Origin of the sequence: Actinoplanes sp. CA-142083 (assembly GCF_050942195.1) — a bacterium.
Taxonomy (GTDB): Bacteria; Actinomycetota; Actinomycetes; order Mycobacteriales; family Micromonosporaceae; genus Actinoplanes.
Genome location: NZ_CP192076.1, coordinates 9,277,556 through 9,302,124, shown reverse-complemented (window position 1 = coordinate 9,302,124; position 24,569 = coordinate 9,277,556). Strand labels below are relative to the sequence as shown.

Sequence of the window (24,569 nt, the reverse complement as noted above, 5' to 3'; positions counted from 1 at the left end):
GGCCTCTTACGACTGCCCTCTCGGTTGGGCGCGCGAACACAATGGAGTACCCCGGAATTTTACCGCACCGCAGAGCGACGGACGTCCGCCAGAACCCGCGGACGCCTGCGGCGGGCCACATCTGTGACGTCGCCTTACGGGCTGAGCGCCACGCTGAGCCAAGATCTGGGTATGCCCGGGGTGACGGGCTACGCCAGGCGTCAGCGCTGGCCGACTCTCTGCCGCCAGGCGTCCCGATCGGCACGCTCTTCCATGATCTGGACGGTTGACGCGCGGTCCATCACACCGTTGATGTAGACGCCGAAGCTGTTGCTGACGCTGACCGGGGTCGGGCCGCCGGTGCGGGCCAGCCCGGAGCCGCTGTCAAGCGCCGCCCAGGACAGCCCGCCGGCGTTGTAGAGGCTGCCGCCGAGCCGGTTCAGCCGGTTCTCAATCGAGCTGAGCCGGCCGGTGTTGATGACGACCTGCACGTTGGCGGTGCGGGTCCGCGCGGCGGCGTCGAGCTTGCCGGCGAGGGCTTTCGCACGAGCTTCGGCGTCGCGGGTATTGGCCTGGAAATCGGTGGTCTTCTTCGCGGGGATCAGCCCAAACTGGGTAGCCAGCTCCTCGGCCTTCTTCTTACTACCCGTGAACGCGGTAGCAAGATCGATGAACTTCTTCCGGTTGGCGTCAGCGACCCCCTGCGCGGCCCGGCCCTCACCGTTGAGCTGCACATACCCGTTGTAGGCGCCGACGAGGCCCTGGGCGAGGCCGGACAGCATGTTCCGGTTGTCACGGCCCTTCTGGGTATTGATGTCCAGCGAGGTGTTGCCGTCCTGGATCTTCTCCTTGACGTCGGCCACGGCCTGCGCCACCTGGGTCTGCGAGTCGTACAGGCTGCGACCCTTGCCGGCGGCGTCGTTCATCCGGTCGGCGTAGGTCTGCATCTTCAGGCCGGCCTGGCCTGCGGCCTCCCCCGCCGACAGGATGATCGTGCCCATCGTCTGCTGCACGGCGGCGAGCGCGCTGGTCGTGCTGGCGGTGGCCTTGGTCTCTTCATCCATCAGGCCTAGTGCCCGTTCGGCGGCCATGATCTTTCGGGGAATGAACGTCATCACCCCGTACGCCTCCGTGAGCACGCGCACGGCCACACCGGTGGAGACGATCAGGGTCTGCATGATTGCCGCCAGGTCGTCCACCGCGTCGGCAGCCTCATCCGAGCCGCCAGCGATGATCTCAAAGGCGGTGCCCGTCGCGTCCCCCACCTTGCCGAACAAACGGCCGAACGCGCTGATCACTGGCCCGGCCTTCGCCACCAAGGCATCGACGCCACGCAGAATGCCGTCCACCCCGTCGAGCACCCCGTCGACCAGCGGGTCCATGAATCCCGACGAGTTACCGAAGATCGATTCGATCCGGGTGCTCATCTGCCCGAACCGGATCTCGACCTTCTCGATGTTGCGCAGCAGCGGGTCCACGAACGGCGCCGCGTCGCGCTCGAGCTCGCCGAGCAGGTTCTTACCCAACTCGGAGCCGGCACTCTTCACGCGCGGGTCCCGGGCCGCCAGGTACGCACCGCCGACCAGACCGCCGATGCCGGCGCCGCCGATGATGGCCGCCGACAACGTCGCGCCGATGAACGGGGCTGCCGCGATGCCGACCGCCGCGCCGAGCTGGGCACCACCGGCCGAGCCCGCCTTCGCGAGATCGGGGCCCAGGTCGAGAAGGCCGATCGACTTCTTCAGTTCCCGGACCGAGCGTTCCTGCTGGCGCATCTGCTTGGTGATGTCGATACGCTCGGACGCCGATCCCGCGTTGGCGTAGGCCGCAGCGAGCTTCTTCAGGTCTCCCTCGGCCAGATCCAGCTCTTTACGGAGCCGGCCGACCGCCGTGACGCCGGTATCGGCGGCCTTCTTCAACCCATCGCCGGTCTTCGCCGATTCGCGGTTGATCCGCTCCTGTGTGGCCTTGAACTTCGCCTCGGCGCTGGCCAGAGCCGTGCCGGTCTTGTCCGAGGCGGTGACGTTGAACTCGACGTCCTTCGCGATGGCTACTGCCCACCTTCCGCTGGCGTACGGGAACGGTTGGAAGGGCTGCGCCGAGAGGACGACTCCCCGGACTCACGACGCAGCCCTTCCCGCTTCTGGCCCAGGACCGGCCTCGCCGCCACCTAGACGGACGGGTCGAAGATGACCTGGCGCACGCCGCTGATGTCGAGGTTGGCGAAAGCCACGTCGCTGTAGATGCCGACCGTGACGAAGCTGAGCTGCGGGGTATTGGCCGTCTGGACGGTCGCGCCGAAGTTCCACTGCAACCGCTCCGGCGCCGAGGCCCAGCCGCGCACGATCGCCGGGTCGAACAGCCACGAGTTCGTCGCCGCGGTGCCCGGAGTGCCGAGCGCGTAGGCGGGGATCATCGTGACGCCACCGACGCTGATCGTGGAGTACTGCCCCTCGGCCACGCCGTTCGCGTTCTCCGGGTTGATCTGCGGGTACAGCGCCCGGCCGGTGCTGTCCTTCACCCGGGCCGCGACCCGGTACAACGCCTGGTGCGCGGCGAACGCGCGCATCCTGTTGCCACCCCGGACGAACTGCAGATCCGCGAGGGCCAGCTCCAGGTCGGTCATGGTGGCCCGGTCGTCGTCGTTGTCCGGGGTGCTGGCCGGCGTGCCGGTGAGCGTGATGTCCGCCGCGGCGGTCAGCGTGGCCAGGAACGCGGCGACGGCGGCCTCGCGGTCCTCGAAGTACTCCCGGAGCATCTGGTTCCAGAGGATGGTCGACAGCTGTGGGTTGCCGCCCTGCCGCCAGGCCTGCCGGGTGATCTCGACCTTGCCCCAGATCTGGTCGGGTGTGACGGTCTGCAGCTCGGTGACGAGGGAGCCGCCGGCGGGCTCGGTCTTCTCCGTGGCGATGCCGGTCAGCGCTGAGGAGCTGGTGAACTTCGGGACGTCGAACTTCCTGCCATCCGTGTCGCCGGCGCTCACCAGGTCCCACAGCGGAGTCGGGTAGTCGCGCTGCGGCTGCCACAGGTCCGGCCGGTGCACGTTTGGGTTGATCCCGGCGACATCGGCCCTCTCGACATCGGCGAACGCCGCCCGGACGAGCCCGCCGATCCGGTCCTGGGCGGCCTTCCGCGCCTCGGCTGAACTGGTTTTGCCCATCACGGTGAACAGGTCGGTGGAGAAGTCGTGCGCGGCGTCCGACCGGAACACCGTCCGGCCACCGTCGTGCGAGAAGCGGTACGGCAACGGTTCGGTCACCCGGGTAGCGCCGGACGGGCGGGCGAACGTCAAGGTTTGTGTGGGCATGCTGGGGGTCCTTCCTCAAGCGCCGCCGTCACAGGGGCGTGAGGCGGGAGTCGTCGAACGCGAGGCGGACCTGCCGCAGATCACTGACCCGCCTGGCACGGATATTACTACAAAACCTAATACAAAACGATTGCCGTACCGTATTTGAAACGCTATTTATTGCTTGTCTGCCAACGGTTTCCGCCCCTTCCTGCACGGCCTGCACAGCAGTTCCAGGCGCACATCGTCGAGCCGCTTTCCAGAGCGGACGATTCGCCGGTAGCACTCGCGGTGGCCTTCCCGCTTCCGGCGCTCGGCCCCATCACCGTCCACGTGAGCAAACTGAAGATCGCTGGACGTGCCGCACAGCGCACACCGCCCGCCGTAGATCCGGACAGCCTCCGCGCGGGCCTCCGAATAGGCCACCTTCGCCCGCGCGTAGACCCCGGCCCGATACGCCGGCGACGTGGCGTAGTGGACCCGCATCCGCTCGCGCTCGCAGACCTTGCATTTGGCGGAAGGGTTGCCCCGCCGCCGGTAGAACTCGCCCAGCGGCTTGGTCTCCCCGCACGTCGTGCACGTCCTCATGGCGCGATCGCGACCCTTCGGCGAACCGGAACTCGGTTCCGCAAACAAAAACTGGACAGAACTGCGGGGGTGTTGGCCCTACCCCAGGCCGGAATAAATCAAGGCTCCGACCTGCGGATATGTGACGTGCGGCGTGGGTTGCCACGCTCGTCCAGCGCCGCGTCGAGGCGGCGTCGCATGTCCTCGTTGCGCAGCTCAGCAGGTACGAGCAGCGACGCGGCGGCCGCGGCCCGGGTCAGCTGGTCGGCAACGGGCGGGTCGATGGACGGCGCGGCTGCGGCACGGCGCAGGATGGCGGCCAGCTGCTGCCGCTCGGCGCCCGACAGTTCGGTGGCGTCGACGGTGACCACGCTGTCGGTTACGCCACGGTCTGGGCCTGCTGGTGGCATCAGGCTGCCTGCGTCTCGGGGCGGCCGGCGCCGATCTCGCCGGCGCACGACCGGCAGAGCCCGAAGCCGATCAGGATGGGTCCGAGCGGCAGCATGCCGATCAGCAGGCCGCGTCGGGAGTAGACGCCGCAGCGGTCGCAGGTGTTGTCGTCGATGGGATTGAGGCGCGGTGGGACGGCGGCGAGGCAGGTGCGGCACTGCAGCTCCATCGGGCCGGCGGTGTACGTGCAGTGCATGGGTCCGAGGCTGCGGCCTGGGCCGACGTGCGGGCACAGGACGATGTTGCCGGCACGCATCCGGGCGGCGACGTTCGCGGCGAGCTGTTGGTACCAGGTGTGGGCGGGGACTGCGCGTCCGTCCGGGTGCTCGACGGCGATGCGGCGCACCAGGCGTTGCTGGTCGGCTGCGGCGATGCGGAGCTCGACGGCGTCGCGGAAGTTCAGGAAGGGGTTGTCGGTCGTGGCGGTCATGAGGCGGTCCTCTCGGTGAGGCAGGCATTGCAGGTGGTCCCGTGGCCGCCGCGGCCGCGGGCGTGGATGCGGGTGCCGCACCGGTCGCAGGGCAGCCAGGCGAGCGCGGGGACCGGGTGCCCGCAGCGGTCGCAGTGGTTCGGGTCGGGAGCCGGTGCAGGGTTTGCAGGGTTTGCAGGGTTTTCTACGGCGGTCGCCGTAACTCCCGTCGTAGTGATCTTGGAACCCTCTCCCGCGTAAAGTGGGCTAGAGAAACCCTGCAAACCCTGCAAACCCTGCACTTGGGTGTCCTGTGTGGCAGCGTTTGCATAGATTTGCCACAGCTTGGTTTTGGTGCGGTCGACCCCAGCCGAACGGACGACCAGGTCGCCGGCCCACCGGCCGTCGCGATTCATGAGCCAGCGCCCGAGGGTCTTCGCGATGACGCCGGCACCCTGCCCGCTGCGGACCACCTTCTCCGCGAGTTCGGCGGGCAGCGCGTCGAGTGGGATCGGCTTGGCTGCGGCCACCAGCCCGGCGCCGATGTAGCCGGCATGCCCCTCGACGTCGGCGAGCAGCTCCTTGACGGTCCACACCTGATCTCCACGAACGCGGTGGACGGCGGTGAGGAAGTCCTCCCATTCGTCGTCGTCGCGGCCGACCTCGACCTGGGTCTCTCCGGCGTCGAAGCCGCCGGTGATGCCGGCGCTGGTGAGGATGCCTTCGACGGTGCGGGTCCAGCGGGCGTAGCCGTCGCTGCTGCGCTCGGGACCGAGCGGCATGCCGGCGGCCACCCACGCCTGCACGATGACGAGCAGCCCATGTAGCAACTCGCCGCGGTGGGCGGTGGCCCACACCTCGGGGTCGCCGATCGCGAAGCCGGTACGCAGCTCGGGCCGGGGCACGCCTGGGTCGATGTTGATGGACACGGTGCGCCGTGGGATGTCCCCGCCGAGCGCTAGGTTGTTGCCGGTGACCACCCAAATGCGGTCGTTGGGTACGCCGATCCACCGGTTCTTGCCCAGTTCTCGATCGCCCCAGTCGGGCGAGGTGAGCAGGCCGGCGAACTTCGACGAGCGCAGCACGCCGGACACGTTGTCGAGGACCACGACCGGCCCGGTGGTCATGTCCAGGATGGCGGTGACCTGCTTGCCGAGTTCGGCTTCGTCGCCGGGGAACTCGGCCCGGAAGACGCCGCCGTGGACGATGCGGAGCAGGTTGGCGAGCTTGGTTTTCCCGGATCCACGCTGGTGCGCGCCGATCGCGATGAGCTTGTACGGCGGCGGGCAGATGGCGCGCAGCAGCGGCGTGACGAGCGCCCCGATGAAGTTGGCCCGGGTGTGCGCGCTGGTGAACGGGAATCCGGACAGCAGCAGGTCGATGCGGGCCACCGCGGCCTGGACGTCGCCGCCGGTCGGCTGCTTCGGCACCGGCGGCACGGTGAGCCCGACCTCCGGCAGGTAGAGCAGCCTGGTCGCCGGGTCGTACCCGGGCACGTCGATCAGGCTGCCGTCCGGCCGGAACGCCGGCGTGTGCACGACGCCACGCATCCGGCGCAGCTGAGGCAGCTCGTCGAGCACCGCGCTGACCCGCTTCGCTGCGGCCGCCGGGAACAGGTAGGGCGTCGGCACGAAGTCCTCGCCTCGCTTGACCAGCTTGAAGCAGTTGAATCCGATCTGGATGCGGGCTGACACGTACTCCGGGTGGGCGATCTGGACCTGGGCCGGGCCGTCGTCCCCGTCCTCGACGGCGCCGCGCAGCGGGATGTAGCCCTCTTCGCCTTCGCGCGGGGTGTGCACCAGGTCGGGGCCCCGCAGGAACATGCCGGCCAGCTGGCCGACACCGAGGTTGGCGCGCAGCCAGTCGAACATGATCGCCGGATTGCCGACGTCAAGCCCAGGTCGCTGAGCAACAACGGCAGGCGTAGGGCTTGGTGGCTCGCTGGCCTGGGATGTTCCCGACCCCGGGGACGCGACGGGCGTGGTGAACCACGCGGGTGGTGGCGTCGCGAGCGGCCAGGCGGCGCCGGCCGGTGCTCCGTAGCCGCGGGCGGCCAGGTCACGAGCGGCGGCCGAGTGGTCCCCGCCGTGGTAGAGCACGGCGTACGCGCCGAGCTTCGAGTAGGACTCCTGCGGCTGGAACTCTGTGCTGCTGGTGTGGACGTACAGCCGGTCCGTGCCGTTCGCGTTGGTGGTGGCGCTGGTGCCGGTCTCCTTGCCGGGCCGCGTCCAGTAGGTGATGCCTTCGGCCTGGTAGTGCACGCGCCACCCGGCGGGCTCGAGGATGGCCGGCCAGTCGGTGCGTGCGGCGAAGTCGTCCCCCGGGCTGAGCCCGGCGCCGGCCGGGCGAGGCGATGCGGCGTCGCTCCCGGCGGTGGCCGGTCGGGCCGGCGGCGCCTGGTCGATGACGCGGAACAGGTCGTGCAGCTGCTGCCGCTCGTCGGAGGTGACGGTCGGTACGACCCCGGGCTGCCCGACGGCGAGCCGCCAGGGCAGTCCGGTCGGGTGCGTGGGTCCGCCGGAAGGGGCGACGACCACGTACCCGCCCTCTCCGCGGGTCTCCGCGAGGCCGCGGATGACGGTGCGGCCCTTCGCCACCAGGGCGCGCTCGTCGTCGGTGAGCTCGTCGTCGCGGGCCTGCCGGTTGGCCAGCTTGGTGTTGCCGGGAACGGGTCCGCCGGTGATCCGGTAGAGGATGTGCACGCCGCCGGACGGGGTCATTTCGAGGTAGGCGCCGGGGTCGGTGGTGATGCGCCGCCACAGCGCGCTGATGCCACGGGCCTCCGCTTCCGTGGCGACCTGCGGCAGCGCGTTCTCCTGCATGGCGCGGCCCTCGGCCTCGAGCATCTCCAGGCCGCCGGAGATGGCGCCGCAGACCAGGCCAATGCCGGTCAGGTCGCCGGTGAGCGCCTCGCGGGGGAACGGCTGCTGCTGGTAGGTCTTCCATGACCCGACACCGGGGCGTTTGGTGCCGTCCACCGCGGCGGGCAGGACGCAGAATCCCGCATCGTGCCAGGCCAGGGCAGCGTCGCGCACCGCCGTCGCGGCGCCGATGGCCGGCTGCTGGTCGGTCGTCAACTGGCCACCGCCAGTCGGTACCCAGCCGCGCTCAACCTCGAAGCGCCGATTCGGGGAGAGAGAAACGGACAGAACTGCGGGGGTGTTGGTACTCCCCCATACCGGAAAAAATGGACGACTTTGCCGCGATGGATCGGCGCGGCCGCGGTAGGCACCGAGGCGGCTGCCGGGTTACCCTGAGCCTCGGTGTTGTTGGTGGGGCGGCCTCTGTGGCGGGGGCCGCTTCGTTCTGTCTGAGACATCTCAGGCGGCCTCCGGATTCTTCTTGGCCACGCCTTCGCCCGTGCCGGAGGGTTGCAGAAGGACGGCCAGCCGGGCGCGCTGCTGATCGGTGAGCGGCGGGGCCTGGTCGACGATCCGCTTGACAACCTTCTCCAGGCCAGTGCGCTCGTCCTCTGTGCACGCCTCGGCCGTGACCGGGGCAGCTGAGATCGGTGGCGTGGTCATGCCGCCACCGGCCGGCGCTTGGCCTGCTCCTTGCGGAGGCGCCGCACGTAGGCCTCGAGCGCCTCGCTGGGAACGCGGCGGTGCCGGCCGATCTGCACGGTCTCGATGTGTCCCTCGCTGATCAGGGCGAACGTCTTGGTCCGTCCGATGCCGAGCTGCTCCGCGGCTTCCTCGACGGTGAGCAGGAGAGGCATGGCAGATATCCCCGGCATAGTTCCTCCATGAAGCGCGCTGGGCTTGTGGGCGCTGCGACAAGGGAACACTATGTCGCGCACGCTTTCAAGTCCTGCGGGGTTCATTGACGAGTCCGGCGGAAGGTGCGTACCCTTCCGTACGTGATTGAACGAGAACCGCGCGACCCTGACGACGAGAGCCTGCTCCTTACGCTCACTCGCACCCTCAATCGCGAGACGAACCTGCGATGGGGTGGCGGTGCGGCGCCGTCCCGGGCCCCGGAGACACTGCAGATGTACGGCTTCCGGGAGGACGAGAACGGCCGCTGGGTACTCGCCGGCATGCTGCTCATCGACAGCGCGATCACGGCGGAGATGCTGCGCGCCGTGCCGGTGGCTGCGGTCGAGAATGACCGGAACGACCAGTTTGCCGAGTCCGCTCGGGAAGAGCTCGCCAAGCTGACGCCGCTGCAGGACGCCGATCGGTCCGACCCCGAGGCGTTCTCGCAGCTGGTGGCAGCTCACTACAAGCTCTGGGCCCGCGCGGTCCCGTATCCGGTCGCGAACATTGCCGCAGCCGCCGGCGTCAAGGCGCCGACGGTGCACACCTGGGTACGCGAGGCGCGCCTGCGCGGTCTGCTCCCGCCGGCGCGCCGGGGCAAGGCCGGCTGATGCCGCCCCGCTAAGCTGCGTCGCCCGCGCTTCGGAAGCACCCCATGTCGCGGGCCGGGCGCCTTCCCTTGATCGTGTTCCGTCGGTCGCGGAACATGTTCCGCCTACGGAACAGCTTGGCGGAACACTCCGCACGGACTCTGAGCTGCATAAACACTTCGATGTTCCGTGTTCCGTGACCGCCGCTGAGTAGGGCTGAAACAGTCCCGATATCAGGGCTAAGCCCTCTGCCTGCGCGGAACGGAACGGCGGAGCTACCCCTATCCCGGCGCCGCGACAAGCCGCTCTGCCGTGGCATCTCAGAGCCGCACCATCCGCACCGAACCGGGTCTTCCCGCAGGTTGTCCCTCGGTGCGGGCCGTGGTGCGGACCCGCACCAAAGATCTGTGCCCGCACCACGGCCTGCGACATCGCGCTCACCGATGCAGCTGGGCGCGGTGGCCGAGGCTCTGCAGCTGGGCCGCGAGCAGGTGCACCGCGTCCGGCGTCAGCTCGATGTCCTCGCTGTGCGGCCGCGTCTCGAGCACGACGACGGTCTCCGTCCCGCCGGTGTGTTTCCGGTCCCGGCGTTCCAGCCAGAACCCGAACTCGACCGGGTGGCCGTCCTCGACATCTGCGCCGATGACGGTCAGGGTCGTGCCGTTGTGGTTGGTCTGGCGCTCCTGTCCGTCGTCGCCGTCGTAATGCTCGATGCACCACTCAGGGCAGGCCGCGGCCGCCCTGGCCGCGCGCTGCCGGCGCCGGCGCTCCATGCGCTCGCGGTGCTGCTGCTGGTACTGCTCTTCGGCGGTGGGTGTGAGGCGGGTCTGGACGAAGTCGCCGAAGCTGAACCGCCAGCCGGAGGTCGCGACGTCGTCGCGCTCGTCGGTGTAGACGCTGACCTGGTCGGCGTCGGCGAACATGACCAGGCCGCGGATGGTCTGCCAGCCGTCGTCGGTGAGCAGCTGCTTGCCGACCCGGAGATCCTCCGCTGCGACCACCTTGACGAACGGGGCGGTGCTGACGACGTTCCGCCTCATGCGCCGGCCCCCCGAAGCTCGGCCGACGTCGGTACGAGGCCGCCGGCGTTGGCCTGGCGCGCTTCGGCGGCGGCGTGGAGCACCATGCGGGCGAACTGCTCGGCCTGCTTCGGTGTCAGGACGCCCTCGCAGATCGCGGCGACGCCGACCGGGCCACGCTCGCCGGTGGACAGGCTGTCGACCTGGACGAGCGCCACGGCGGCGCTCTGCGCCTCGCCGAGCTCGTCGATGACGCCGGGCAGCGAGCGCTCGCGGCCGTCGTGGGCGCGTCGCTGGTAGTGCTGTTCGTTGTCGGCGGTGAGCGGCGCGCCGTGGTTGGCGGTGCACCACCAAGGGCACTCGGGGGTCTTCTGGTCGGTGGACAAAGTGTCCGACTCGATGACGGCCATCTTGCGTCATCCCTTCAAGATTCAGAAGCACTTGTTTACGGCGTGGGTGGCGCGCTTGGAGATCAGTTAGTGACGCGCCTGGCGCGTGCATTTGGGCTGCTGGGACTGCTTCCGAGTGGCGGTGTTTGGCGCGGGTGCACCGCCTGTACCGGCGCACCCGCGGGTCTCGGCCGGAAGCACTCGTCGCGCGCCGGCCGGAGCGTCAACGAACCGTCAACGCGTGCTTCCCGGGATTGAGCTAGGCCCTGCCGCCGCGGTTGTGGACGCTCGACCGGGCGCTGGCGGGAACGGTGCGCACAGCGCTCGGTGCAACATGTGGCGCGTGCGGCTGTGCAGACAGGGTGCCCAGCGCGGTCTCGATGGCGCTTGCGACGCTCTCGCTGCAACCACGCTGTCCGCGGAGAACGAGCGACAGCATCGCCGGGCTGATGTGCGCCTCCCGGGCGAGGTCCGCCTGCGACGCACCGGCCGCGGCGAGGCGGCGCTTCACCTTGTCCGCGAACTCGAACCGCGCCGAATCGGAGCCGATCGGGGCGCCGCGGCGGTCGAGCTTCCAGAACACCCGGTCGAGGGCCTGCATGAGGTCGTGCGTGCGGCCGGGGCTCAGCTCGACGTCCACGCCGTCGACACCCAGCCAGAACAGCTCACGCACGTTGCCGCGGCCGTCGTCGTGCGTCTCTACCGACAGGGTCACGACCGCCGATCCGACAACGATCTCAGCGGGCCCGGTGTGTACACGGACGCCGCCCCGGTCGCAGTGGCCGCCGCACCACCGTGGGCACTGCTCGTACTCCAGGGCGGGGACCGCGACGAGGTGCCGCGCGGGCGCGAGGTCCGACGAGTTGATCCTGTCGGGAAGTCCGGAGGTAGCGGTCATCGCGAAACCGCCCGACGGGCAGCCAGCTTCAGCAGCCGCGACAACCGCAGCGCCTCGTCCGGCGTCATCGGGGCGCCGCTGGGAATGCCCCGGGGCGTGGCCAGCTCGAGACGGACGTGCGCCGGGAAGGCGTCGGCCTGCTCAGCGGTCACGACCGCCGTCATCCGCTCGGAAGGTCCGCCGGCGGTCATAGGCACACCGAGGGTCATCGCGACACCGCCCGGCGTGCGGCGAGGATGAGCAGGCCGGCCAGGTGCAGCGCCTCGTCGGGAGTCATCGCAATGTCGCCGGCGCCCTCCAGGCGCACCGCGGCCTGGTCGCCGAGTTCCTCGGTCACGTGAACCTCGTGGTGCTCGCCGTGGCCGGTCGTGGCCATCGCGACGTTGTCCCCGACGTGCAGGACGGGAGCGTCACCCAGATGGATCACACACCAGGGCGGGCATCCGGGATCGGGCAGCAGGCGGAGGGTGGGCGCGTCGTTGAGCCGGTACTGGCTCGCGATCGGGGCAGCAGCCATGATGGTCACGGGTCGCCTCCTGGGGCGATCAAGGGCCCGGAGCAACAGGGAGGGCAATCCCTGCCGGGCCCGTCCATTTCCTTGTGGCCACACGCTACAACGCCTTGTGGCCACAAGGCAAGCCCTTCTTGTGGACACAACCGAGCCTCTGGCTCCTTGCCTACACGTGGCCACATCAATTAGCCTGTGCCCGTGATTAAGGAGCCCGAGCACACGCCGATCCAGAAGTTTCGGCTGCCTGCTGAGGATTGGGCGCGCTTCGGGCAAGCCGCTGGGACGAGGAACCGGTCGGCTTTGCTGGCACAGTTCGTCCGCTGGTATCTGCGTGAGGGGCCCTTGCCGAAGCGGCCGGCCGCACTTGAAGAGGATCACGTCGCCTCCTGACTCAGGCAGGGCTGGTGATCCCTCAATCAGAGCGGCGATCGCCCGTCGTCCGACAGCCGAAGCCGGTATACCCCGGCCGTATGAGGAGATCGAGCGAGCATGACCCGACCCGCGCCCACGCCGCCGCCTGGCCTGTGGGAGCGGCCGGACATGGCCGAGGCGCTCGCCGAGCGGGACTTCGGCGCCGTGTTCCGGATCTACCGCCGGTGGACCGGGTCGAGCCAGACGGACGTCGGCTCCCTGGTCGGCCTTCCACAGCCGCACGTCAGCGAAATCGAGCGGGGATCGCGGCACGTACTCACCCTGGACGTGGTCGAGCGCATCATCGACGGGCTCGGTATTCCGCGCCAACTAGCCGGCCTGGCGGAGGGACGGCGGCGCCGTCGCGAAGACCCGGTCACGGAGAGTCAAGAGGATTGGATGGCCGCGCGCCGGTTCCTCGGCAGGCAACGCAGGGAGCTGACCCATGCCGTCTACGCGCTCTACCCGGACGCCTTCAAGGTCGGTGACACCGGCATTCTCATCCCACCCGGGTGGCGACTGACCGAGCCCATCGACCTGACCGAGGTGTCCTTGCAGTGGCGCGAGCACACCCCGCAGCCCGCGGTCAACGGTGGTGAGCGCGAGACCAGGGCCGTGCGCCCACTGGTCTCCGCAGGCCAGGAGTACACCAGGTATCACCGCGCGATGCGCGACCTGGCGCGGCCGCGGCTCTTCGAGAACCGGCTCTGCTACCGCCTGCTCGATGTCGCCCCGGCCGGCGGCCGCCTGGACATGCACCTCACGCTCGGCGGGATGTGCTACTTCGACATGATCGACGTGGGCGAGGCGCTGGCCCACGAAGCCGCCCTCGCGGGGCAGCGCAAGGTCTACCAGGGCGAGCTGGGCGCGATCAGCTGGGAAGGGCTCCCGTTCCGCCGCCTCCTGCGCGACCCGTTCGACCTGGCCGCCTACCCGCTGATGATCTCAGTCAGCACGCTGACGGTCCGCGCAAGCAAGGCCGGATCGACGTTCTTCCTGATGCGCCGCAACCCGGCCAAGGTGGCGATCGCCGGCGGCATGCTCTCGGTATTCCCCACCGGTGTGTTCCAGCCGGCATCGGTCGTACCGGCGCCCGACTCCCCGGACTTCGATCTGTGGCGCAACGTCATGCGTGAGTTCAGCGAGGAATACCTGGGCAACCCTGAGCATGACGGTGACGGGCCGCCGATCGACTACGCGAACACCGAGCCGTTCCGGTCGCTCGACGCCGCCCGGGCCGCCGGTCGTATCCGGGTGTACTGCCTCGGCGTGGGAGTCGACGCGCTGAACTACGTGGGCGATGTGCTCACCGTGGCGATCTTCGACGCAGAGGTCTTCGACGAAATCTTCGGCAAGATGGTCGACCACAACGATGAGGGCGAGGTCGAGAGCGAGGAGTTCCCCTTCACGCCGGAGACCATCCGCCGGCTCTTGGTCACCGAGTCATTCGCGCCGAGCGGGGCGGCATGTCTGGCGCTGGCTGAGCAGCACTTCGAGCTGTTGCGGTGACCTCGGGTGTGAAGCGCCGGGGCGGTTTCCGGGCCCGGAGCAGACGTGCCGCTATCCGCTATTGCCGTACGTCTGCGCAGGTCAGCCCGCAAGCGGCAGCAGTTACCGGCCGCTATTGCGCCGGCGTCTCGCCGCTATCCGCTGGCGTAGACCGGGACACGATCAACTTGCGTAGCCTGCTGTGTTCCACCTAACGTCGGCCGATTCTGTGCGCTCGTACGAGTGAAATTTGCGGCTGTTTGGCCACCGGTGACCGATTATCGGTGCCGTATGAGGGAGTTGCTCGTTGGGCAAGCGCTAGCCCGGCGGGCCGATCAGGGGGCACTATTGGGTTACTGGAAGAGGCACCCGACGAAGGAGCTCGAAGCCGTCCTTCTGACGCTTCACAAGCACGGATATAAGATCATTGATCCACCGAAGTACTACACCGTCCGGTGTCCCTGCGGCGCGCATCAGCGGCAGGTGCACCTGACACCGAGTGGCGGGTATTACGCGAACCACGTACTTCAGTGGGCCCGCAGCAAGCCCTGTTGGAAGTAAGGAGGGGACAACTGATGGTGGAACTGCAGCTTGAGCTGGTGTTCTCTGTCCGTGACCGTAAAGGCCGCCCGTTGCCGCCCGAGCAACTCCATGACGAGGGCGCGCGGCTCATGGAAGCCCTGCTGGACCTGGAGAAGTGCAACGACAACATGCGCGACTCGGCGACGTCCAGCGACACGGAGGCCGGTCAGGTCACTGTTGATTTTCTGGTGTCCGAGGAGTCGGACAGCAAGGCGGTCGACTCGGCGCTGACGCTCTGCCGGACAGCAATCCATGCGATCGGTGGTGCGACGCCGAACTGGCCGTCCGAATCTTCCGCAACTGCCGGTACCGACTTCGTCCCGACGAAGGTCGAGTTCGACTACGTCTCGTAGCTCCGAAGCCTGACCGGAGGGGGCCTGCCATCTTCAGATGACAGGCCCCCTCCAGAGCATCCAACCCCTTCCGCCGGATGCGGAGTTACGCTCCCACCCGGTTCTCGCCAGTCGCAACACGCGATCAAAGCCGCGCGCGGACAGCAGACCCCGATCCAGCGCTCTACGGAGATCCGCCGTGTCCTTCGGCGGTAACCGCCACGGTGGCCTGCGCAAGACCGGCCCGGGAACCTCGGCATTCAGTCGCCAGCCATTCGACGACCAGCGTTCCTCGGCGGCGTTCCGAGCCCGGCAGACCTTCTCGGCCACGACGGCGGACGGCGTGACCGATCCGTCGCTGGGGACCAGATCGGCCGCGCGCATCGGACGCAACGTGATCCGGATGTCGATCCGGTCGAGCAGTGGCCCCGACAGCTTGGCCCGGTAGCGGCGACGGATGTAGGGCGAGCACGTGCAGTGCTGGTCTCCGGCCGGGCTGGCGCAAGGGCACGGGTTCGCCGCTACCACGAGCTGTACTCGCGCGGGGTATTCCGTGGTGCCTCGTGCTCGCGCGAGGATCACCTGGCCGGTTTCAAGTGGCTCACGAAGGGCTTGAAGGGTCCTTCCGGACATCTCTGACACCTCATCCAGAAAGAGGACGCCCCGATGGGCCAGCGAGAGCGCGCCCGGCCGGGCCAGTCCGCTTCCTCCTCCGATCAGGGCGGAAGTGCTCGCCGTGTGGTGCGGCGACTGGAACGGTGGTCTTCGGATCAGTTGGCCACCCGGCTGCAGAACGCCGGCGATCGACTGCAGCGCGGTCACTTCGAGGGCTGCTTCGTCGTCCAACTCGGGCAGGATCGACGGGAGACGTTCGGCCAGCATGGTCTTGCCCGCGCCTGGAGATCCGAACAGCGCCAGGTGATGACCACCCGCCGCCGCCACCTCCAGGCCGTATCGGCCCAACTGCTGACCGGCGACGTCGGCCAGGTCGGGGCCGGCCGCTGGCGGTGCGGCGCCGGTCGGGGGAGGGTCCAGGAGGCCGTCGTCGCCGCGGACGAAGTCGACCAGCCGGCGCAGCGTGTCGACGGCACGGATGGTCACCCCGGGCACCGCCGCCGCCTCGCAGGCGTTCCCCAGCGGAACGATCACGCGGGTCACCCCGCTTCGCGCCGCTGCGGCCACCATCGGCAGGACCCCGCGTATCGGCCGGACCGCGCCGTCCAGACCGAGCTCGCCCAGCATGACGACGTCCTTCAGCGGCCCGTTCGGCAGGTCGCCGGCGCCGGTGAGCAGGGCGGCGGCGATCGCCAGGTCGAAGCTGCTCCCGTGCTTGGGCAGGTCGGCCGGCAGCAGGTTGACGGTGATCCGGCGGTTGGGCCACGTCTGTCCCGAGTTCACGACGGCGGCCCGCACCCGGTCCCGGGCCTCGTTCAGCGCCGTGTCGGGCAACCCGGTCAGCACCACGGCGGGCAGGCCGGTGTTCAGGTCGGCCTCGACCTCGACGACGTGGCCGGATACGCCGACCAGGCCGACGCAGAGGACGCGTGCGTAGCTCATCAGAACGCCGCGGGGAGGTGCCTGACCCGGGAAGCGCCGCGCGGCTGCGGCAGCACCTCGACCACGTCGAAGCGGAGCGTGCGCGCGTGCAGCCCGGTCTCCTCGAGCCACCGGTTGGCCAGGTGGCGCAGCCGGTGCACCTTCTCGGGAGTGACCGCCTCGGCCGGGGTGCCGTAGAGATCGCTGCGTCTCGTTTTCACCTCGCAGAAGACGAGCACGTCGCCGTCGCGCAGGACGAGGTCGAGCTCGCCGTCGGGGCAGCGCCAGTTCCGGTAGAGGACCACCAGGCCCGCGTCTTGCAGGTAGCGGGCGGCGACGCGTTCGCCGTACGCGCCGACCGCCTGTCGTTCCGTCGTCATGGCCGGAGACCGTGCACCGCGCGGGGCGACCTTGCGCGGGAAATTCGCTCAGCCTGTGGACAGAGCGCAACTGTGGAAAACCGCACAGTAGTCGTTCGTGTGTGTTATGGGCCCAGCGGTGGCATCGGCGACCGTGGTCACTTACGGTGCGACATCGTGGAAGGACACCGCTACGCCGACGACGAGCCGAGCTGGTACTCCGGCCAGGGTCAGTACGCCCATACGACCGACCCGGAGACCTCGGGGATCCACGAGCGCCCGAGCGGCGCGTTCCGCCTGCCGGAGCAGCGCCCGTCCGCGGTGCCGGCGGCCAACCCGTACGCCCTGACCGATCCGCTCGCGACGACGGGCAGTCACGCGCGACCGGGCGAGATGGATTCGGGCCGCATTCCCGTCCGCGGACCGGAATATCCGACAATTCGCCCGACGGATGCCCCGATGCAGCCAATGCCGCAGCCGATGGCCGAGCCGACGAGCCTGGTCCCGCCGATCAGCGCCCAGCGCCCCCCGGAGGGCGTCTACCAGTCCCGCCGCCCGGTTTCGTCGTTCGTGGTGGCGATCGTCATGGTCGTCCTGATGATCCCGGTCGTCCGCCTGCTGATCGACCAGACCTTCAGCGGCGACCCGACCGCCCGCGGCATTGTCCCGGCAGTCCTGCTCACGCTCGGCTTCGCGCTGACGGGCATCGGGCTGTTCACGATCGCCCGGGGTGGCACGATCACCCGGGAGACCTGGCTACGCCCGCCCGTGGCGTACCTGCCCGCGGGTTTGGTCTTGCTGTTGGCCGCCGGCCTCGCGGTCGCCTGAAAGAAGCCTGAAAAGCCGCGGAACGGCCGGAAACCCCACAAAAAACCAGGGCTTCAACCTGGCGTATGCTTGTGACTCGGCGACCGCCACGTGCGGTCGACCTCGCGTGCCCTCTGTCAGGTCCCCTTAAACCGAGACCGGCAGCGACGGCCCTCCCTGGTCTCGATCATCATCGGGTCCGACTGTGGCCGGCGACCGGGCACCAGGACGCCCACCGCCGGTGAGCGTGACAACCAGGGAAAACAGGGAGCAACCCACCATGGCCGTCGTGACCATGCGCCAGCTGCTGGAGAGCGGTGTCCACTTCGGGCACCAGACCCGGCGCTGGAACCCGAAGATGAAGCGCTTCATCTTCACCGAGCGTAACGGCATCTACATCATCGACCTGCGCCAGACGCTCGACTACATCGAGAAGGCGTACAGCTACGTGCGTGACACCGTCGCCGAGGGTGGCCACATCCTCTTCGTCGGCACCAAGAAGCAGGCGCAGGAGGCCATCGCCGAGCAGGCGACCCGCGTCGGCCAGCCGTACGTGAACCACCGCTGGCTGGGCGGCATGCTCACCAACTTCCAGACCGTCTACAAGCGGCTGCAGCGGATGAAGGAGCTCGAGGCTCTCGGTGACCTGAGCGGCACCGCCGCCGGGTACACCAAGAAGGAGACCCTGCAGCTCTCCCGCGAGAAGGACAAGCTCACCAAGACCCTCGGCGGTCTGCGTGACATGACCAAGGTGCCGTCGGCGATCTGGGTCGTGGACACCAAGAAGGAGCACATCGCCGTCGACGAGGCCCGCAAGCTGGGCATCCCGGTGATCGCCGTGCTCGACACCAACTGCGACCCGGACGAGGTCGACTTCCCGATCCCGGGCAACGACGACGCCATCCGCTCCGCCGAGCTGCTCACCAAGGTCGTCGCCAGCGCCGTGGCCGAGGGCCTGATCGCTCGCTCCGGCCGCAACCGCGGCGGCGAGGACACCAAGCCCGAGGTGGGCACCGTCGCCGCCGGCGAGCCGCTGCCCGAGTGGGAGCGCGACCTCTACGAGGGCGCCGAGAAGAAGGCCGCCGACGAGACCGCCCCGGCCGCCCCGGCTGCTGAGGCGGCTCCTGCTGCCGAGGCGGCTCCTGCTGCCGAGGCCGCTCCGGCCGCCGAGGCCGCCCCGGCCGAGACCGTCCCCGCCGAGTAAGACCAAGACGCCCAGTAAAGAGAGAGTCATGGCTAACTACACCGCCGCGGACGTCAAGAAGCTCCGCGACCTGACCGGTGCCGGCATGATGGACTGCAAGAAGGCGCTCGAGGAGTCCGAGGGCGACTTCGACAAGGCCGTCGAGTTCCTGCGCATCAAGGGCGCCAAGGACGTCGGCAAGCGGGCCGGCCGTACCGCCGCCAACGGCATCGTGAGCCACTACGGCAAGGCGCTTCTCGAGCTCAACTGCGAGACCGACTTCGTCGCCAAGACCCCCGACTTCGTCGCGCTGGGTCAGCAGCTGGTCGAGTTCGGCGCCAAGAACGGCATCGCCGACGCCGCCGGCCTCTCGGCCGCCACCCTGGAGGACGGCAAGTCCGTCGCCGACACCATCCAGGAGTACAGCGCCAAGATCGGCGAGAAGATCGTCGTGAACCGCTTCGTCGTCCTCGACGGCGAGAACGTCGCGGTCTACCTGCACCGCAAGGCGCAGGACCTGCCGCCGCAGGTGGGCGTCCTCGTGCAGTACGAGGGCAAGACCGACGAGGCCGCCGACGCCGATGCCCGTGGCATCGGCATGCAGGTCGCCGCCATGCGCCCGCGCTTCCTCACCCGTGAGGACGTGCCGGCCGAGGTCGTCGACTCGGAGCGGCGCATCGCCGAGGAGACCGCCAAGGAGGAGGGCAAGCCCGAGAAGGCGCTGCCCAAGATCGTCGAGGGCCGGGTGAACTCCTTCTTCAAGGACTTCGTCCTGCTCGAGCAGTCCTCCGTGGTCGACAACAAGAAGACCGTGAAGCAGATCGCGAGCGAGGCGGGCCTCGACATCACCCGGTTCGTCCGGTTCGAGGTTGGCCAAGAGTAAGACGAGCGCAAGTGGCTAGGGAGGTCGGGAACGCGATTCTGCGCCCGGCCTCCCCGTCACATAAGGTCTCTGCGAAGCTATGAAGGGAAGGCGGGTCGCATGACGATGGTGACCGAGCAGGCAAGTCCGGTTGACGATCCGACTCCGCCGTCCTTGCGGCCCCGTCGGGTCGTGCTCAAGCTCTCCGGCGAGGTGTTCGGCGGCGGCGCGGTCGGCGTCGACCCCGACGTCGTGCAGGGCGTCGCCCGGCAGATCGCCACGGTCATCCGCCGCGGCATCCAGGTGGCCATCGTGGTCGGCGGCGGAAACTTCTTCCGCGGCGCCGAGCTGCAGCGGCGCGGCATGGACCGCAACCGCGCCGACTACATGGGCATGCTCGGCACCGTGATGAACGCTCTCGCCCTGCAGGACTTCCTGGAGAAGGAGGGCATCGAGACGCGGGTGCAGACCGCGATCACGATGGCCCAGGTCGCCGAGCCCTACATCCCGCTGCGCGCGATCCGCCATCTGGAAAAGGGGCGCGCGGTGATCTTCGGCGCCGGCGCCGGCATGCCGTACTTCTCCACCGACACCGTCACCGCCCAGCGCGCGCTGGAGATCCACGCCGACATCGTGCTGATGAGCAAGAACGGCGTCGACGGCGTCTACTCCGCCGACCCGCGCGTCGACCCCAACGCGCAGAAGCTCGAAACCGCCACCTTCCAGGAGATCCTCCAGCGCGGACTGCGGGTGGCCGACCAGGCCGCCTTCAGCCTCTGCGAGGAGAACAAGCTGCCGATGCTCGTCTTCGGTGCGGAGGGCGACGACACCATCGTTCGCGCCGTCAGCGGCGAGAAAATCGGCACGCTGATCACGGCCTGAGCCCCAACCGTCCCCGCACCACCGAAGAAAGCAAGGAGGCGAGAAGAGCCGGTGATCGACGAGACCCTCTTCGAGGCCGAAGAAAAGATGGAGAGCGCGGTCGAGCACGCCAAGGAGGAGTTCGCCGCGATCCGCACCGGGCGGGCCACCCCGGCGATGTTCTCCAAGATCGTGGTCGACTACTACGGCGCGCCCACGCCGGTGACGCAGATGGCCTCGGTCGGCGTCCCGGAGCCCCGCATGGTGATCGTGAAGCCGTACGACGCCAGCCAGCTGGGCCCGATCGAGCGCGCGATCCGCGACTCCGACCTCGGTGTCAACCCCAACAACGAGGGCACCCAGCTGCGGATCCACCTGCCTCAGATGACCGAGGAGCGCCGCCGCGAGATGATCAAGGTCGCGCGCACCAAGGCGGAGGAGGGCCGGGTGGCCATCCGTAACGTCCGCCGCAAGGCCAAGGAGCAGATCGACAAGCTCGTCAAGGACGGCGAGACCGGCGAGGACGACGGCCGCCGTGCCGAGAAGGAGCTCGACGACGTGACCCACCGTTACGTCTCGGTCGTCGACGAGCTCGTCAAGCACAAGGAAGCCGAGTTGCTCGAGGTCTGATGTCCTACCTCGATCCGCCCGCCGGGCCGGATGCGCGCCCGCAGCACTTGGGGGACATCATCCCCGACCCGGAGCCTGAGCCCGAGCCCGCGAAGCGCGGGCCCGGGCGGCGCCGTGCCGGTAAGAACGGAAATGCCGGCAAGAGCCGCGCCGGCCGCAACCTCCCGGCCGCCATCGCGGTCGGTGTCGGCCTGGTCCTTCTCGTCCTCGCCTCCTTGCTGATCTGGCCGCCGGCCTTCCCCGGCCTGATCGCCGTGGCCGCCGGCGTGGGTGTCTGGGAGATGACCCAGGCGCTCAAGAAGTCCGGCGCCCACCCTCCGATCATCCCGCTGCTCGGCGGCGCCCTGCTGATGGTCGGCCTGGCCTGGCACGACGGCCCCGACTCGCTGCTGGTCGGCCTGGTGGTGACGATCGTCGCGTCGCTGCTGTGGCGGCTGGCCGACGGCCCGCAGGCGGTGCGGCGGGACTTCACCGCGACGCTGATGATCGCGGTCTACGTGCCGTTCCTGCTCAGCTTCGCCGTGCTGCTCCAGCTTCCGGACGCCGAGGGCGACGGCCGCTGGCGGATCCTCTGCACGCTCTTCGCGGTTGTGCTCTCCGACACCGGCGGGTACGCGGCCGGCGTCTTCCTCGGCCGGCACAAGATGGCCCCGTCGATCAGCCCCGGCAAGACCTGGGAGGGTTTCGCCGGCTCGATCTGCGCCGCCGCCATCGGCAGCGCCCTGTTGCTCTACTTCCTGCTCGACATCCCGTCCTACTGGGGCCTGCTCTTCGGCGCGGTGCTCTCGGTGGTGGCGGTGGTCGGCGACCTGGCCGAGTCGATGCTCAAGCGCGACCTGGGCCTCAAGGACATGAGCAACCTGCTGCCCGGCCACGGCGGCGTGATGGACCGGCTCGACTCGATCCTGTTCGCCGTGCCCACCGCGTACCTCCTCTTCGCTGTGATCGCCAACCAGCTATGAGGGACCAACTCGCGCGGCGTGGGAGACTGGATACGCCATGACGATTCTTCCGGTCATCCCGACCAGCCCCGATCAGCCCGACGCGGTCACCACCCGGCGCCGTCCGTCGATGCCCCCGCGCCACCTCGCCGACCTCGATCTCGCGGCCCGCAAGGCGGCCGTCACCACCCTCGGCGAGCCCGCGTTCCGCGCCAAGCAGCTCTCCACGCACTACTTCGGCCGCCTGGTCCGCGACGTCGACGCGATGACCGACCTGCCGGCCGCCTCGCGGGAGCGGATCACCGGTGACCTGCTGCCCACGCTGCTGACCCCGGTGCGGGAGCTCGCCTGCGACGACGGCGCCACCCGCAAGACGCTGTGGCGGCTGCACGACGGCGCGCTGGTCGAGAGCGTGCTGATGGGCTACCCGGATAGGGTGACCGCCTGTGTGTCCAGCCAGGCGGGCTGCGGCATGGCCTGCCCGTTCTGCGCGACCGGCCAGCAGGGCCTGACCCGCAACCTCTCGATCGCCGAGATCGTCGATCAGGTCGTCTATCTGGCCGGGGTCGCCGCGTCCGGCGCGGTCACCGGCTCACCGCCGCGGCTGTCCCGGGTCGTGTTCATGGGGATGGGCGAGCCGCTGGCCAACTACCCCCGGGTGATCGAGGCGGTGCGGCGGCTGACCGCTCCCGCCCCGGAGGGCCTCGGCCTTTCGCAACGGCACATAACCGTCTCGACCGTGGGTCTCGTGCCCGCAATGCGGCGGTTGATCGCGGAAGAGCTGTCCGTGACCCTTGCGCTGTCCCTGCATGCCCCCGATGATGATCTGCGCGATGAGCTAGTGCCCGTCAACCAGCGTTGGAAGGTGGCCGAGGTGCTCGATGCCGCGTTCGACTACGCGGCGCGGACAGGTCGTCGGGTCTCGATCGAGTATGCCCTGATCAGGGACGTGAACGATCAGCCTTGGCGTGCCGACCTTCTCGGCCGGCTCTTGCACGGCAAGCTGGCGCATGTGAATCTCATCCCGCTCAACCCCACACCGGGTAGCAAGTGGGATGCGAGTCCGAAACCGGTCGAGCGCGAGTTCGTGCGCCACCTGCGTGATGCGGGCGTGGCGACGACGGTCCGCGACACCCGGGGCCGGGAGATCGACGGAGCATGCGGCCAGCTGGCCGCGGGCGAGCTCACGGAGGCGAGCGCAGGGGGCGCCGCCGACGCGGAGGTGGCACAGTGACTGGGCGTAGGTCCCAGCGAGCGGAGTGGGAGACGTTGTGACGAGTCAGGGGCAGCGTTTCCGGCGGCGTGCGCTGCGGCGCGGCTACAAGGTCGACGAGGTCGACGGCTTCCTCGACCGCGTCGAGGCCACCCTGGCCGGTGAGCAGGTGGGCCCGCCGGTCGGCGCTCAGGAGGTGCACGACGTCGTCTTCCGCGTGCGCTTCGGCGGGTACGACGAGTGGCAGGTCGACCTGCACCTCGACCGGGTGGAGCGCCAGCTCGCCGAGCTGGAGGACCGCGGCGGCCGGCCGGTCGACCCGATGCGCGACTCGATGCGCGGCGGCCTGAGCACCGGCGACATCCGCGGCAACTCCGGCGGTGGCAACACGGGCGACATCCGCGGCGGCATGGCCGGTCGCGGCGCCGGCATGACCGGCGGCGGCGCGGTGGCCGGCATGGGCGCCGGTGGCATGGGCGGCATGACCGGTGGTGGCATGACCGGTGGCGGCATGGGCAACGGCGGCATGGCCGGCCGGATGGCCCCGCCGACTGAGCGCCTGCCCGCCCCGATCCGCGAGGACCGGATGCAGCCGCAGCAGATGCCCCAGCGGCAGCAGATGCCCCCCAACGACCCGTACGGGCGCTACGAGGACCCTCCGTCGCCGTACGGTGGCCAGCAGCCGCAGCTTCCGCAGCGGCCGGGACCGCCGCCGGGTTACGACCCGAGCGGTTACGACACCGGCGGTTACGACACGGGCGGCTTCGACGGCTTCGAGGCGGGTCGGCACGGCAAGACCGACATGACCGCCGAGATCCGCATGCCGCAGCGCGACGCCGACCCGCGGGGCGGTTACGGCGAGCCCGACCCGCGTGGCGGCTACGGCGGGGCCCCGATGAGCGGCCCGCCGATGGGTGGCGGCGGCTACGGCGGCCCGCAGCTTCCTCCGCCGATGGGCGAGCCGGGCGGCGAGCTCTACCGCGTCGACCAGCTGCGCCGCACGTTCCAGGTGCGCCGTTTCGGCAGCGGCTATGACCCGATGCAGGTCGACCGCCTGTTCGAGGGCATCCTGCAGGCGATGACCGGCCGCGGCCCGATGCCGGTGCCGGAGAACGAGCTGGACATGCTGCAGTTCGGCCTGGTCTCGGGCGGCTACTTCGAGGCCGAGGTGGATGCCGCGTTGCGGGAAGTCAAGGACATTCTGCTAAGAAGGCGATGAAACGGAAAAAGGCCCGCGAAAGCGGGCCTTTTCCGTAAGACAGATCATTGATCGTTCGGCTTGAGCCCGTTCCGCCGCAGCACGGTATCGGCGATCACGATGCCGATCAGGCCGACCGCGATGACCACCAGCCAGATGTTTTCCGTGTTGCCCTCGTGGTTGCCCCAGAAGAACATGAGCATGACGACCGCCGTGCCGAGCGCGCCGAGCCGCGCCGCCTTACGGTTGCCCGGCTTGAGCTGGTCGGGCGCGTAGACCGGGTCCTGTTCCGCAGACACGGCGATAGTCC

Annotated in this window: 27 protein-coding genes; 12 read left to right on the top strand and 15 right to left on the bottom strand. The window is 69.3% G+C overall.

Annotation, left to right across the window (positions count from 1 at the left end):
• Nucleotides 1-200 precede the first annotated feature (200 nt).
• The 7 genes from ACQPZX_RS42775 to ACQPZX_RS42745 form a co-directional block, all read right to left on the bottom strand.
• Nucleotides 201-1,898, bottom strand: a complete 1,698-nt coding sequence (locus tag ACQPZX_RS42775; protein ID WP_433369075.1) for a hypothetical protein — start codon at nucleotides 1,896-1,898, stop codon at nucleotides 201-203.
• A gap of 251 nt (nucleotides 1,899-2,149) precedes the next feature.
• The gene (locus ACQPZX_RS42770) at nucleotides 2,150-3,286 is read right to left on the bottom strand and encodes a hypothetical protein (RefSeq protein WP_433369072.1); all 1,137 of its coding nucleotides are present in this window, start codon (nucleotides 3,284-3,286) and stop codon (nucleotides 2,150-2,152) included.
• 665 nt (nucleotides 3,287-3,951) lie between these two features.
• Complete coding sequence (locus tag ACQPZX_RS42765) at nucleotides 3,952-4,242, bottom strand: hypothetical protein (RefSeq protein ID WP_433369069.1); 291 nt, start codon at nucleotides 4,240-4,242, stop codon at nucleotides 3,952-3,954.
• Entirely contained in the window at nucleotides 4,242-4,712 is a 471-nt protein-coding gene (locus ACQPZX_RS42760; RefSeq protein ID WP_433369066.1) for a hypothetical protein, read from the bottom strand. The genes ACQPZX_RS42765 and ACQPZX_RS42760 overlap by 1 nt, the downstream gene beginning before the upstream one ends.
• Nucleotides 4,709-7,768, bottom strand: a complete 3,060-nt coding sequence (locus ACQPZX_RS42755) for a bifunctional DNA primase/polymerase (RefSeq protein ID WP_433369063.1) — start codon at nucleotides 7,766-7,768, stop codon at nucleotides 4,709-4,711. The genes ACQPZX_RS42760 and ACQPZX_RS42755 overlap by 4 nt, the downstream gene beginning before the upstream one ends.
• Nucleotides 7,769-8,011: 243 nt before the next feature.
• Entirely contained in the window at nucleotides 8,012-8,215 is a 204-nt protein-coding gene (locus tag ACQPZX_RS42750) for a hypothetical protein (RefSeq protein WP_433369060.1), read from the bottom strand.
• The gene (locus ACQPZX_RS42745; RefSeq protein WP_433369057.1) at nucleotides 8,212-8,409 is read right to left on the bottom strand and encodes an excisionase family DNA-binding protein; all 198 of its coding nucleotides are present in this window, start codon (nucleotides 8,407-8,409) and stop codon (nucleotides 8,212-8,214) included. The genes ACQPZX_RS42750 and ACQPZX_RS42745 overlap by 4 nt, the downstream gene beginning before the upstream one ends.
• 141 nt (nucleotides 8,410-8,550) lie before the next feature.
• Between ACQPZX_RS42745 and ACQPZX_RS42740 the strand changes: the two genes are divergently transcribed.
• Complete coding sequence (locus ACQPZX_RS42740) at nucleotides 8,551-9,060, top strand: hypothetical protein (RefSeq protein WP_433369055.1); 510 nt, start codon at nucleotides 8,551-8,553, stop codon at nucleotides 9,058-9,060.
• 416 nt (nucleotides 9,061-9,476) lie between these two features.
• Here the strand turns inward: ACQPZX_RS42740 and ACQPZX_RS42735 are convergent, their stop codons facing one another.
• The 5 genes from ACQPZX_RS42735 to ACQPZX_RS42715 form a co-directional block, all read right to left on the bottom strand.
• Entirely contained in the window at nucleotides 9,477-10,079 is a 603-nt protein-coding gene (locus ACQPZX_RS42735; protein WP_433369052.1) for a DUF6907 domain-containing protein, read from the bottom strand.
• Nucleotides 10,076-10,468: a DUF6907 domain-containing protein gene (locus ACQPZX_RS42730; RefSeq protein ID WP_433369049.1), complete on the bottom strand. Its 393-nt coding sequence runs from the start codon at nucleotides 10,466-10,468 to the stop codon at nucleotides 10,076-10,078. The genes ACQPZX_RS42735 and ACQPZX_RS42730 overlap by 4 nt, the downstream gene beginning before the upstream one ends.
• A 238-nt stretch (nucleotides 10,469-10,706) precedes the next feature.
• Nucleotides 10,707-11,345, bottom strand: a complete 639-nt coding sequence (locus ACQPZX_RS42725; protein ID WP_433369046.1) for a helix-turn-helix domain-containing protein — start codon at nucleotides 11,343-11,345, stop codon at nucleotides 10,707-10,709.
• Complete coding sequence (locus tag ACQPZX_RS42720; protein WP_433369043.1) at nucleotides 11,342-11,536, bottom strand: hypothetical protein; 195 nt, start codon at nucleotides 11,534-11,536, stop codon at nucleotides 11,342-11,344. Before ACQPZX_RS42720 ends, ACQPZX_RS42725 begins: the two co-directional genes overlap by 4 nt.
• A 14-nt stretch (nucleotides 11,537-11,550) precedes the next feature.
• On the bottom strand, nucleotides 11,551-11,871 hold the full coding sequence (locus ACQPZX_RS42715) for a hypothetical protein (RefSeq protein ID WP_433369040.1): 321 nt from the start codon (nucleotides 11,869-11,871) through the stop codon (nucleotides 11,551-11,553).
• Nucleotides 11,872-12,054: 183 nt separating this feature from the next.
• Here ACQPZX_RS42715 and ACQPZX_RS42710 point away from each other — a divergent pair, with 183 nt between their 5' ends.
• From ACQPZX_RS42710 to ACQPZX_RS42700, 3 genes are all read left to right on the top strand, one after another.
• Nucleotides 12,055-12,246 carry a hypothetical protein gene (locus tag ACQPZX_RS42710; RefSeq protein ID WP_433369037.1) on the top strand — a complete coding sequence of 64 codons (192 nt, stop codon included), beginning with the start codon at nucleotides 12,055-12,057 and terminating at the stop codon, nucleotides 12,244-12,246.
• A 99-nt stretch (nucleotides 12,247-12,345) separates the two neighbouring features.
• A complete protein-coding gene (locus ACQPZX_RS42705) occupies nucleotides 12,346-13,776 on the top strand; it encodes a helix-turn-helix domain-containing protein (protein WP_433369034.1) in 1,431 nt (476 codons plus the stop codon).
• Nucleotides 13,777-14,330: 554 nt separating this feature from the next.
• A complete protein-coding gene (locus tag ACQPZX_RS42700) occupies nucleotides 14,331-14,690 on the top strand; it encodes a hypothetical protein (protein WP_433369031.1) in 360 nt (119 codons plus the stop codon).
• A gap of 33 nt (nucleotides 14,691-14,723) precedes the next feature.
• Here ACQPZX_RS42700 and ACQPZX_RS42695 read toward each other — a convergent pair whose 3' ends face one another.
• Together ACQPZX_RS42695 and ACQPZX_RS42690 are read right to left on the bottom strand one after the other, a co-directional pair.
• Nucleotides 14,724-16,226 (bottom strand): YifB family Mg chelatase-like AAA ATPase, encoded by a 1,503-nt coding sequence (locus ACQPZX_RS42695; RefSeq protein WP_433369028.1) that lies wholly within the window; start codon nucleotides 16,224-16,226, stop codon nucleotides 14,724-14,726.
• Nucleotides 16,226-16,585, bottom strand: a complete 360-nt coding sequence (locus tag ACQPZX_RS42690; RefSeq protein ID WP_433369025.1) for a YraN family protein — start codon at nucleotides 16,583-16,585, stop codon at nucleotides 16,226-16,228. The genes ACQPZX_RS42695 and ACQPZX_RS42690 overlap by 1 nt, the downstream gene beginning before the upstream one ends.
• A gap of 156 nt (nucleotides 16,586-16,741) precedes the next feature.
• On the opposite strand from ACQPZX_RS42690, the gene ACQPZX_RS42685 reads away from it, so the two are divergent.
• The 8 genes from ACQPZX_RS42685 to ACQPZX_RS42650 all read left to right on the top strand — a co-directional run bounded on the left by ACQPZX_RS42685 (nucleotide 16,742) and on the right by ACQPZX_RS42650 (nucleotide 24,280).
• On the top strand, nucleotides 16,742-17,392 hold the full coding sequence (locus ACQPZX_RS42685; protein ID WP_433369022.1) for a hypothetical protein: 651 nt from the start codon (nucleotides 16,742-16,744) through the stop codon (nucleotides 17,390-17,392).
• 259 nt (nucleotides 17,393-17,651) lie between these two features.
• A complete protein-coding gene (gene rpsB, locus ACQPZX_RS42680; protein WP_433369019.1) occupies nucleotides 17,652-18,575 on the top strand; it encodes a 30S ribosomal protein S2 in 924 nt (307 codons plus the stop codon).
• A 28-nt stretch (nucleotides 18,576-18,603) separates the two neighbouring features.
• The gene (gene tsf, locus ACQPZX_RS42675) at nucleotides 18,604-19,437 is read left to right on the top strand and encodes a translation elongation factor Ts (RefSeq protein WP_433369016.1); all 834 of its coding nucleotides are present in this window, start codon (nucleotides 18,604-18,606) and stop codon (nucleotides 19,435-19,437) included.
• A 99-nt stretch (nucleotides 19,438-19,536) separates the two neighbouring features.
• On the top strand, nucleotides 19,537-20,298 hold the full coding sequence (pyrH, locus tag ACQPZX_RS42670; protein ID WP_433369013.1) for a UMP kinase: 762 nt from the start codon (nucleotides 19,537-19,539) through the stop codon (nucleotides 20,296-20,298).
• A gap of 51 nt (nucleotides 20,299-20,349) precedes the next feature.
• Nucleotides 20,350-20,907, top strand: a complete 558-nt coding sequence (gene frr / locus ACQPZX_RS42665) for a ribosome recycling factor (protein WP_433369010.1) — start codon at nucleotides 20,350-20,352, stop codon at nucleotides 20,905-20,907.
• Complete coding sequence (locus ACQPZX_RS42660) at nucleotides 20,907-21,869, top strand: phosphatidate cytidylyltransferase (protein ID WP_433369007.1); 963 nt, start codon at nucleotides 20,907-20,909, stop codon at nucleotides 21,867-21,869. The genes frr and ACQPZX_RS42660 overlap by 1 nt, the downstream gene beginning before the upstream one ends.
• 37 nt (nucleotides 21,870-21,906) lie before the next feature.
• Nucleotides 21,907-23,082 (top strand): 23S rRNA (adenine(2503)-C(2))-methyltransferase RlmN, encoded by a 1,176-nt coding sequence (gene rlmN, locus ACQPZX_RS42655; RefSeq protein WP_433369004.1) that lies wholly within the window; start codon nucleotides 21,907-21,909, stop codon nucleotides 23,080-23,082.
• Between the two features lie 37 nt (nucleotides 23,083-23,119).
• Nucleotides 23,120-24,280, top strand: coding sequence for a DivIVA domain-containing protein (locus ACQPZX_RS42650; RefSeq protein ID WP_433369001.1), 1,161 nt, complete (start codon nucleotides 23,120-23,122; stop codon nucleotides 24,278-24,280).
• A 44-nt stretch (nucleotides 24,281-24,324) separates the two neighbouring features.
• Here ACQPZX_RS42650 and ACQPZX_RS42645 read toward each other — a convergent pair whose 3' ends face one another.
• Nucleotides 24,325-24,558: a DUF2631 domain-containing protein gene (locus ACQPZX_RS42645; RefSeq protein WP_433368999.1), complete on the bottom strand. Its 234-nt coding sequence runs from the start codon at nucleotides 24,556-24,558 to the stop codon at nucleotides 24,325-24,327.
• Between the last annotated feature and the right edge of the window lie 11 nt (nucleotides 24,559-24,569).

What these genes read in the sequence shown, in the direction of transcription:
- ACQPZX_RS42770 (WP_433369072.1), bottom strand. Translation starts at nt 3,286, where the DNA reads ATGCCCACACAAACCTTGACGTTCGCCCGCCCGTCCGGCGCTACCCGG.
- ACQPZX_RS42765 (WP_433369069.1), bottom strand. Translation starts at nt 4,242, where the DNA reads ATGCCACCAGCAGGCCCAGACCGTGGCGTAACCGACAGCGTGGTCACC.
- ACQPZX_RS42760 (WP_433369066.1), bottom strand. Translation starts at nt 4,712, where the DNA reads ATGACCGCCACGACCGACAACCCCTTCCTGAACTTCCGCGACGCCGTC.
- ACQPZX_RS42750 (WP_433369060.1), bottom strand. Translation starts at nt 8,215, where the DNA reads ATGACCACGCCACCGATCTCAGCTGCCCCGGTCACGGCCGAGGCGTGC.
- ACQPZX_RS42745 (WP_433369057.1), bottom strand. Translation starts at nt 8,409, where the DNA reads ATGCCTCTCCTGCTCACCGTCGAGGAAGCCGCGGAGCAGCTCGGCATC.
- ACQPZX_RS42735 (WP_433369052.1), bottom strand. Translation starts at nt 10,079, where the DNA reads ATGAGGCGGAACGTCGTCAGCACCGCCCCGTTCGTCAAGGTGGTCGCA.
- ACQPZX_RS42730 (WP_433369049.1), bottom strand. Translation starts at nt 10,468, where the DNA reads ATGGCCGTCATCGAGTCGGACACTTTGTCCACCGACCAGAAGACCCCC.
- ACQPZX_RS42725 (WP_433369046.1), bottom strand. Translation starts at nt 11,345, where the DNA reads ATGACCGCTACCTCCGGACTTCCCGACAGGATCAACTCGTCGGACCTC.
- ACQPZX_RS42720 (WP_433369043.1), bottom strand. Translation starts at nt 11,536, where the DNA reads ATGACCGCCGGCGGACCTTCCGAGCGGATGACGGCGGTCGTGACCGCT.
- ACQPZX_RS42705 (WP_433369034.1), top strand. Translation starts at nt 12,346, where the DNA reads ATGACCCGACCCGCGCCCACGCCGCCGCCTGGCCTGTGGGAGCGGCCG.
- ACQPZX_RS42700 (WP_433369031.1), top strand. Translation starts at nt 14,331, where the DNA reads ATGGTGGAACTGCAGCTTGAGCTGGTGTTCTCTGTCCGTGACCGTAAA.
- ACQPZX_RS42695 (WP_433369028.1), bottom strand. Translation starts at nt 16,226, where the DNA reads ATGAGCTACGCACGCGTCCTCTGCGTCGGCCTGGTCGGCGTATCCGGC.
- ACQPZX_RS42690 (WP_433369025.1), bottom strand. Translation starts at nt 16,585, where the DNA reads ATGACGACGGAACGACAGGCGGTCGGCGCGTACGGCGAACGCGTCGCC.
- rpsB (WP_433369019.1), top strand. Translation starts at nt 17,652, where the DNA reads ATGGCCGTCGTGACCATGCGCCAGCTGCTGGAGAGCGGTGTCCACTTC.
- tsf (WP_433369016.1), top strand. Translation starts at nt 18,604, where the DNA reads ATGGCTAACTACACCGCCGCGGACGTCAAGAAGCTCCGCGACCTGACC.
- pyrH (WP_433369013.1), top strand. Translation starts at nt 19,537, where the DNA reads ATGACGATGGTGACCGAGCAGGCAAGTCCGGTTGACGATCCGACTCCG.
- ACQPZX_RS42660 (WP_433369007.1), top strand. Translation starts at nt 20,907, where the DNA reads ATGTCCTACCTCGATCCGCCCGCCGGGCCGGATGCGCGCCCGCAGCAC.
- rlmN (WP_433369004.1), top strand. Translation starts at nt 21,907, where the DNA reads ATGACGATTCTTCCGGTCATCCCGACCAGCCCCGATCAGCCCGACGCG.